The sequence below is a fragment of the Propioniciclava sp. genome (assembly GCF_036744435.1).
Classification (GTDB): Bacteria; Actinomycetota; Actinomycetes; order Propionibacteriales; family Propionibacteriaceae; genus Propioniciclava.
The window spans coordinates 1-7,748 of record NZ_DAIOIA010000134.1; the positions used below are offsets into that span (position 1 = coordinate 1).

Annotated in this window: 7 protein-coding genes; 5 read left to right on the plus strand and 2 right to left on the minus strand. The window is 65.1% G+C overall.

Annotation, left to right across the window (positions count from 1 at the left end):
* Window positions 1–125 precede the first annotated feature (125 nt).
* Window positions 126–1,151, minus strand: a complete 1,026-nt coding sequence (locus V7E09_RS13330) for a LacI family DNA-binding transcriptional regulator (RefSeq protein WP_324512075.1) — start codon at window positions 1,149–1,151, stop codon at window positions 126–128.
* A gap of 312 nt (window positions 1,152–1,463) precedes the next feature.
* On the opposite strand from V7E09_RS13330, the gene V7E09_RS13335 reads away from it, so the two are divergent.
* The 5 genes from V7E09_RS13335 (at window position 1,464) to V7E09_RS13355 (ending at window position 6,894) form a co-directional block, all read left to right on the plus strand.
* Window positions 1,464–2,480, plus strand: coding sequence for a zinc-dependent alcohol dehydrogenase (locus V7E09_RS13335; RefSeq protein WP_324512074.1), 1,017 nt, complete (start codon window positions 1,464–1,466; stop codon window positions 2,478–2,480).
* Window positions 2,481–2,509: 29 nt separating this feature from the next.
* Complete coding sequence (locus tag V7E09_RS13340; RefSeq protein ID WP_324512073.1) at window positions 2,510–3,352, plus strand: transketolase; 843 nt, start codon at window positions 2,510–2,512, stop codon at window positions 3,350–3,352.
* Window positions 3,353–3,356: 4 nt separating this feature from the next.
* Entirely contained in the window at window positions 3,357–4,307 is a 951-nt protein-coding gene (locus V7E09_RS13345) for a transketolase family protein (RefSeq protein ID WP_324512072.1), read from the plus strand.
* 109 nt (window positions 4,308–4,416) lie between these two features.
* On the plus strand, window positions 4,417–5,814 hold the full coding sequence (locus tag V7E09_RS13350; RefSeq protein WP_324512071.1) for an MFS transporter: 1,398 nt from the start codon (window positions 4,417–4,419) through the stop codon (window positions 5,812–5,814).
* A 30-nt stretch (window positions 5,815–5,844) separates the two neighbouring features.
* On the plus strand, window positions 5,845–6,894 hold the full coding sequence (locus V7E09_RS13355; RefSeq protein ID WP_324512070.1) for a zinc-dependent alcohol dehydrogenase: 1,050 nt from the start codon (window positions 5,845–5,847) through the stop codon (window positions 6,892–6,894).
* A 511-nt stretch (window positions 6,895–7,405) separates the two neighbouring features.
* Here the strand turns inward: V7E09_RS13355 and V7E09_RS13360 are convergent.
* Window positions 7,406–7,748 (minus strand): hypothetical protein (locus tag V7E09_RS13360; protein ID WP_324523526.1); only part of this gene is annotated, 343 nt, incomplete at its 5' end.

Consider the following 7,748-nt stretch of genomic DNA (forward strand, 5'->3'; position numbering starts at 1 on the left):
GAACAGTCAGGTCATCAACCGTGCCGCCTACATCGCGGTCGGCGTGGACCTCGACCGGATCACCCCCCTACCTGTGAACACCCCGCTTACACAGACAAATTGACAGGCCCGGGTGGAGCAACGCGTCATGCAGCCCCGCTACGAGCCAGAGCCGTGCTCGCCCGCACAATCAAGTTCGTCGACAGCTTCATCCGCTCAGACACCCCCGCTGCGCCTCCTGCCAAGTCGGCTAGAGTCTTAATGGCTATCCGACCCATATCAACCCGCGGCTGATTCACCGTCGTCAATCGGGGAGTCGCCAGATCCACGCCCGGGGCGTTGTCGAAGCCGACCACCGACACGTCCTCGGGGACTCGCACGCCTCGTGACACGAACGCGCCGATGGCGCCCAACGCCATGCGGTCACTCAACGCAAACACGGCGGTGGGACGGTCCGGCATCTCGAGCATCCGCTCGGCAGCGTCGAAACCCGACCCGTACGTATAGGCCCCCTCGAAGATGAGCGACTCATCCACCTCGAAGCCGGCGTCCAGCAAGGCGGCGCGGTACCCGTGCAAACGTTCGTTGCCAGGTAGGAAGTCGGGGGTGCCGTTGATCAAGGCGATCCGGCGGTGTCCCAGCTCCAGGAGGTGCTCGGTCGCAGCCTTTCCACCCTCCCAGTTGGTCGACGAGATGGTCGTCGTGGCGTCCCTGCAGCCCACGTAGGGGTCGATCGCCACCACAGGAACCCCACGGTGGGCCGCAACCTCGAGGACGGGGCTTTGCGCTCCGTAGACCAGCAGCACGATGCCCATCACGTCAGGACGGAGGAACTCCCGCTCCCACTGCCAAGGTGACAACGCGCGCCGGGAACTGCGTGACTCAATGCGGGGCACGACGTCGATCCCTCTTCGGCTCCCTTCTTCGATCATGCCGCGCAAGACCTCGACCGAGTAGTAGGACTCGATCGAATCGGTGAGGAGCGTCACGAGCGGCCGGTCACGTCCATCGGCCGAAGCGCGGCGTGGAAGGTACCCGAGTTCGGAGGCAGCCCGGGCGACGAGAGCGCGAGTCTCCTCCGCGATCTCAGTTCGCCCGTTGAGCGCCTTGGACGCGGTCGCGTGCGATACCCCCGCTCGCTGAGCCACATCCTTCAGTGTCGGTCGCGTCATCGGCGGCGCCTCTCATGATCGGGGCGCAACGCTGCACCCAGCCAGCACTCTACACAACGCGCCGTTCGAAACATTGCGACCGTGATGTCGCGCGCGAGTCTGCCGCGAAGCGCTTCCGCTGAGCGGTGGTTCACGCTGAGCGACGACTCTTGCGACGATCATCGTTGACACGTTCGCGTGGGAGGGCTACCGTTCCGGCGCTTCGGGGGGCTTTGGTACGAAAAGTTTCAGAGCAGGTCTTGATGGAAGCGTCGCAAGGGTGCGGCGCGAGACCGAGCCCCGGCGTTGACGTTTTCGAGGAGGAAAGTGTCGATGAGCGCCATGAATTCGCTCTACTTCGCACGCCCAGACACCATGGAAGTCTGGCAGGTCGACGAGCCGACGCCCGGTCCTGGCGAGGTGAAGGTGAAGACCGCCTACGCGTCCATCTGCGCGACCGACATCCACCAGGTGACCCAAGGCGTCCTGGGGGCAACACCCCCCATGCCCCTGGGGCACGAAACCAGCGGCACCATCGTGGAGTTGGGTCCGGGAACCGAGGCCAGCGGCCTCGCAGTGGGGGACAAGGTCACCGCGTTCCCCGTCTCGGTGTGCGGCCAATGCGCCAACTGCACCTCAGGGATGCCCCAGTACTGCGTCAATGCGAAGCCCTTCGGAGGCTTCAGCGAGTACTACGTGACCACGGCTGCCACCGTGTTCAAGCTGCCCGAGGACGCCGACTTGAAGTCCTACGCCATCGTCGAGCCCACCGCCTGCGCCATTCGTGCGATGGACCTCGCGCCGATCAAGCATGGGCAGACGGTGGCCATCTCCGGGATCGGGGGAATCGGCGCGATCCTGCTCAACGCGATCCTGCTGTCCGGGGCCGCGAAGGTCACCGTCATCGAGCCGGTCGCCGCCAAGCGGCAGATGGCGCTCGCCATGGGTGTTGAGCACACCATCGATCCGTTGTCTGATGACATCGCGGCCGGGGCCGCACGCATCACGGGTGGGCGTGGCTTCGACGTGGTCTTCGAGGCCTCCGGTTCCCCGCGCGCTGCCGCCCCCGCCCTCGACATCGTCGGACGGTGCGGACGCGTGGTCTACTTCGCCGTCTATCCGCCCAGCTTCGAACTGCCGGTCAACCTCTACGACCTGTACTCCAAAGAAGCCGCCATCCTCACGGTGTTCACCCATCCCGACCTGTTCCCACGGGCCATCAACCTGATCCCCCGGCTGGCCCTGGACAAGATCATCGGCCCGGTGGTCCCGCTGAGCAAGGCCCTGGACGGGGTCGAACTGTTCCACTCCGGACAGCATCCCAAGATCATCCTCGACTGCACGGCGTAGTGCAGCCCAACCTCAGGAGTAACGAGAACATGGCAGACATCACGCGACTCGAAGAACTCGCCTACGAACTCCGGGTGAAGCTCCTCCAACTGTGCGGCACCTACGAAGGCGCCGTCCACATCGGAGGAGACCTCTCCGCAGCGGACATCTTCACCGTCCTGTATCAGTACGGCATGAACGTCGATCCCGACGACATCCGTATGCCTGAGCGAGACCGCTTCGTTCTCAGCAAGGGCCACGCCGCCGTATGCATGTACATCGCGATGGCCATCCGCGGCTTCTTCGACTACGACGAGATCGTGGCGACGTACGGTCAACTCGACAGTGCCTACGGCATGCACCCGTGCAAGGTGCAGCTCCCCGGGGTGGAGTGCTCCACCGGATCGCTGGGTCACGGACTCGGCCTGGCCACGGGCATGGCTGCCTGGGCACGCCAGCAGGGCCGCCAGCACCGCGTCTTCACCCTGGTCGGGGATGGGGAATCATGCGAGGGCTCGGTCTGGGAAGCCGCGATCGCCGCGCCCAGCCTGCGCCTGGGCAACCTCGTCGCCTTCCTCGACCGCAACAAGCAGTTCATGACCTCCATGTCGGAAGAGCGCATCATCCTGGAGCCGTACGCCGACAAGTGGCGCGCCTTCGGCTGGAACGTCATCGAGATCGACGGCCACAACATGGGCGAACTCGTGGACGCGGTCGATGCCCTGCCCGATCCTTCCTCCCAGCAGCCCACCGCCATCGTGTGCCACACGGTCAAGGGCAAGGGAGTCGACTTCATGGAAGGCGAGATCGGTTGGCACGCCGGATCCGTCAGCCCCACAGACCTGGCGCGCGCGCTCGCCTCACTCGACGCCTCCCGAAAGGAACTGGTGTAAGACCATGCCCGTCACCTTCAACTTCCGCGACATGCTGTCGGCCCGCTCCGTCATGGGCGACACCATCAAAGACCTCGGCGACCGGTACGACAACGTCTGGGCCCTGACGCCCGACATCGGCCAGTCCCTCGGCGAGTTCAGTGCCGCCCACCCCGATCGGTTCGTCGACGTGGGCATCGCCGAGCAAAACTGCATGACGGTGGCGGCGGGCCTCGCGTACGAGGGGGCCGTCCCGATCGTCGTCGGCATGGGCATGTTCCTCACGATGCGGGCCTTCGAACAGGTGCGCACCGACATCGGGTACCCCAACCTGCCCGTCCGCATCATGTCCACCCACGGAGGCATGGTCTCCGGCGGCGGATCCACCCACTACATGATCGAGGACATCGCCTTGATGACCTCCATCGTGAACATGACCGTGACCGCGGTGAGCGACCCCAACATGGTCCGCGACCTGCTCAACCAGTCCATGGACATCCCTGGCCCCGTCTACATCCGGCTGTCGCAAGGCAAAGCGGACCAGGTGCTCTACCAGCCCGGAGAGCACGAGATCCGCATCGGCAAGGCGATCACGGCCCGCGCCGGCGATGACCTCACCATGATCACCTACGGGGAACTCGTGGCTCAATGCCTCGACGCGGCCGAGGAACTCGCCAAGGACGGCATCAACGCGCGTGTGATCGACATGTTCACGCTGAAGCCGGTGGACAAGCAGGCCATCATCGATGCGGCCCAGCAGACGGGGCGGATCATGGTCGTCGAGGACCATCTCGCCTATGGCGGCCTGGCCAGCATCGTCAGCGACACCCTCGTGGACGCCGGCGTCTCGCTGCAGGCGTTCCGACGCCTCGGCGTGCCGCAGGTGTACGCCGGGTTCGGTAGCGCCGACGAACTGCGCGACAAGCACGGCTTCGGCCTGGCCGCCACCATCGAGGCGGCACGCAACCTCGTGTGACCCAGCCCTCGGCAGGGCTTCTGGTGCGGGTCCCGGATCGTGGGCCCGCACCTCGTCAACGACGACGAACCGACGCAACGACGCGTCACACCTCTCTGGGAGTACTTCCATGACAAAGACAGCCGTACCCACCGCCGACGAGCGGGTCCATCTCGGCGTGTGGCGTCGCCTGGGCTATGCCTCAGGCGACTTCTCCAACAACATGAGCTGGTCGCTCGTCAGCGGCTACCTGATGTTCTACCTCACCGACGTCGCTCTGCTTCCGGCCGTGGCCGTCGGAACGATGTTGATGGTGCCCAAGGCCTTCGACGCCTTCATCGATCCCTTCATCGGGAACATGGCCGACAGGACGAACACGCGCTGGGGCCGCTACCGGCCCTGGATCCTGTTCGCCTGCATCCCGATGCTCATCCTCAACGTCTTGACCTTCTCCACGTTCCCCGCCTGGAGCGAGGGCGGCAGATTCGCGTGGGCGTCGGTCACCTACGTCCTGCTGGTCGTCGCCTACTCGCTGGTGAACATTCCCTACAGCGCTCTTCCAGCGGCGCTGACCCGGGACGCGGACGTTCGCTCCGCGCTCGCCAGCTACCGCATGACGGCAGCGTTCCTGTCCATGACGCTGCTGTCCTTTGGCCTCATCCGGGTCGTGGAATGGGCCGGTGGAGGGGACGCGGCTCTCGGCTACCAGCGGGCGGCCATCATCTTCTCCCTCATCGCCTTGCCCTTCTACTTGATCACGTTCTTCTCGACCAAGGAAGTTGTTCATGTTCCTCACGTGAAGGTGCGCTACAAGTACCTGTTCGCCACCTTGAAAGGGAATGCGCCGGTCTGGTCGCTGGTGGGGGCCTTCTTTGCCTGGGGAGTCCTTCAGGGTGGGCTGTCGATGCGCCTGTACTACTTCACCTACAACGCCGGCGATCAAATCCTCTTCGCGAACAATACGACGATCCAGTCGGCGGTCTCCATGGTGGGCGCGTTCGCCATCACCTCGCTGGTGCTGCGCGTCAAGAACAAGGCGGTCCTGCCAGCCTTCGGGTTCTACCTCGCCGGGGCCGCGTGCATCGTGTGCTTCTTCCTGCCCATCGACACCACGGCCGGGGTGTGGTTGTACTACGTCATGAGCATCCTGATTGGCCTGGGACAAGGGATGATTCTCGCGAGTCTCTTCGGTATGGTGCCCGACACCACCGAGTACACGATCTGGCGCTACAAGATCCACGCGGCGGGTTTCGTCTCGGCTTTCATCACGTTCGCCATGAAGCTTGGGACGGCGCTGTCGGCGGCAGGTGCCGGCTACGTGCTCAGCTGGATCGGCTATGTGGCGGGTGCACAGCAGACCGGAAGCGCATTGTTCTGGATCAACTTCAGCTCGCACATCTTCGTGGGCATCCTGATGCTCCTGGGTGGATTATGCCTGCATTTCTATAAGCTCGATAAGGCGACCTATGACCGGATCGTCGACGAATTGGACGCCCAGGGTGAAGGCCAAGTCCAAGAGATGGCCTGAGGGCCTCCAGTACAACGGAAGGAACAATCCATGTTGACGGTTGCCATTACCAAGATGGGTCGCCTCAATCATCCCGATCCGGAACTCCGCGGGCGCGTCGAGGTCATCGACTTCCCCGAACAGGATCTGGGGCCGCACGACGTCAAGATCCGGGTCGCCTATGCCGCGATTTGCGGCTCCGATCCGCACTTGGCCGAGGGGGCCTTCAGCTGGGACGTCCCCCAGGGGCTCGGCCACGAGATCTCCGGAGTGATCGAAGAACTGGGAGCAGAGGCACACGTGAACGGCCTCGCGGTCGGCGATCGCGTGGCGTGCAATTTCCTGCACTTCTGCGGCACCTGCTACTGGTGCCGCACAGGCAAGCAGCAGTTCTGTACCGAACTGGCCGACTACCAGCGACCCGGCATGGCCGAGTACGTGGTGTGGCACGAGTCCCAGGTCTACAAGCTGCCCGATGACGTCAGCCTGCTGAAAGGATGCCTGCTGGAGCCGGTCTCCGTCGGGGTGCGCATGCTCGACAAATTGCAGCCCCGTGTCGGCCAACGCGCGCTGGTGTGCGGAGGGGGACCCATCGGGCAGATTGCCACGCAGCTCCTGGCACGGGCAGGCGCGACGGAACTCACGATGGTGGAACCGATCGCTGAACGTCGCGACCTCGCCCTGGGGTATGGGGCCGTGCATGTGATCGATCCCACCACCGAGGACCTCACCGCTCGGGCGATGGAGATCACCGGGGGACTGGGCTACGACGTGGTGCTCGACGCCTCCGGATCCACTCGGGCCGTCGGCACCCTGCCAGACGTCACACAACGAGGCGGCACGCTCATCTACGGGGCCATGTATCCGAACGAGTTCGAGATGCCGTTCAACATCGCACAGCTGTGCTACTTCAAAGAACTGACGATCTCTGGCCTGTTCGTCTCGCCATATGCCTTCCCCCGGGCACTGCAACTCCTGCCGTCGCTGGATCTGGACGCCTTCACCCAGGCGGTATACCCGCTCGAACGGGCATCCGAGGCATTCGACGTCCATCTGTCGGGCGCGCATCCGAAGGTGGTCATCGCCTGCAATCCGCAGTGACCTGAGGAGGCGCCGGTCTGGCACACCTGGGGAGGGAGGCGACGCGTTGCCGTCGCCTCCCTCCCCGTTCAGCGTGTTGAGCCACGTCGAGGGTCACCTTCCCAGCCGACACCGCGCGACGAGCAGCACTCCCGCCGCGCCGGAGGTGTCGCCGTTGTGCCCTTCTTTGCCCGACAGGGGGAGATGACGGCAAACTAGGACGGTGAATGAAAAGAGCGAGCGTCCGGATTCTTCTGATCGCGGAGGTTCCGGGGACCGGCAGCGTCCCTACCGCGGGCAGGGGGCGGGCCCACGCCGCTCCGGTGGCGAGGGTCAACGTGGCGGCGCCCGCAACGACGGCGACCGTGGCCGGTCCTGGAGCGATGGGGACCGGGGCCGCGGCGGGGCTGCTCGCGGCGGACAGCATGGGTCCCGGCGATTCGACGACTCGCGGGGCGGCGACGACCGTCGAGGTGGCCCCAACCGCTACGACGCACAGGGTTCCTCGCGCGGCCAGGGACGCTTTGATTCCTCAGGCAAGCCCCGATCCGGGGATGCGCGTCCGGCAGGCCGGGGCACCGGTCCTCGCCGCGAGGATGCGGGACGCTCCGGCAACAGCGGCTACCGATCTGCGGGGGCCGGGCAGCGCAACCAGGACGGACGCGGACGCGATACCAACCAGCGCAGCTATCGCGGTGACCGTGACGAGCCCCGTGGGTATCGCGGCGGTTCGCAGGAGTCGCGTGGTTACGAAGGCCGTGGTGGTGACTCGCGTGGTTACCAGGACCGTGGTGGTGAGTCGCGTGGTTACCAGGGGCGCGGTGGTGACTCGCGTGGATACCAGGACCGTGGTGGTGACTCGCGTGGTCGCAGTG

Bases quoted from the DNA above. Each gene is read 5' to 3' on its own strand.
- V7E09_RS13335 (WP_324512074.1), top strand. From the start codon at position 1,464: ATGAGCGCCATGAATTCGCTCTACTTCGCACGCCCAGACACCATGGAA.
- V7E09_RS13355 (WP_324512070.1), top strand. From the start codon at position 5,845: ATGTTGACGGTTGCCATTACCAAGATGGGTCGCCTCAATCATCCCGAT.
- V7E09_RS13345 (WP_324512072.1), top strand. From the start codon at position 3,357: ATGCCCGTCACCTTCAACTTCCGCGACATGCTGTCGGCCCGCTCCGTC.
- V7E09_RS13330 (WP_324512075.1), bottom strand. From the start codon at position 1,151: ATGACGCGACCGACACTGAAGGATGTGGCTCAGCGAGCGGGGGTATCG.
- V7E09_RS13350 (WP_324512071.1), top strand. From the start codon at position 4,417: ATGACAAAGACAGCCGTACCCACCGCCGACGAGCGGGTCCATCTCGGC.
- V7E09_RS13340 (WP_324512073.1), top strand. From the start codon at position 2,510: ATGGCAGACATCACGCGACTCGAAGAACTCGCCTACGAACTCCGGGTG.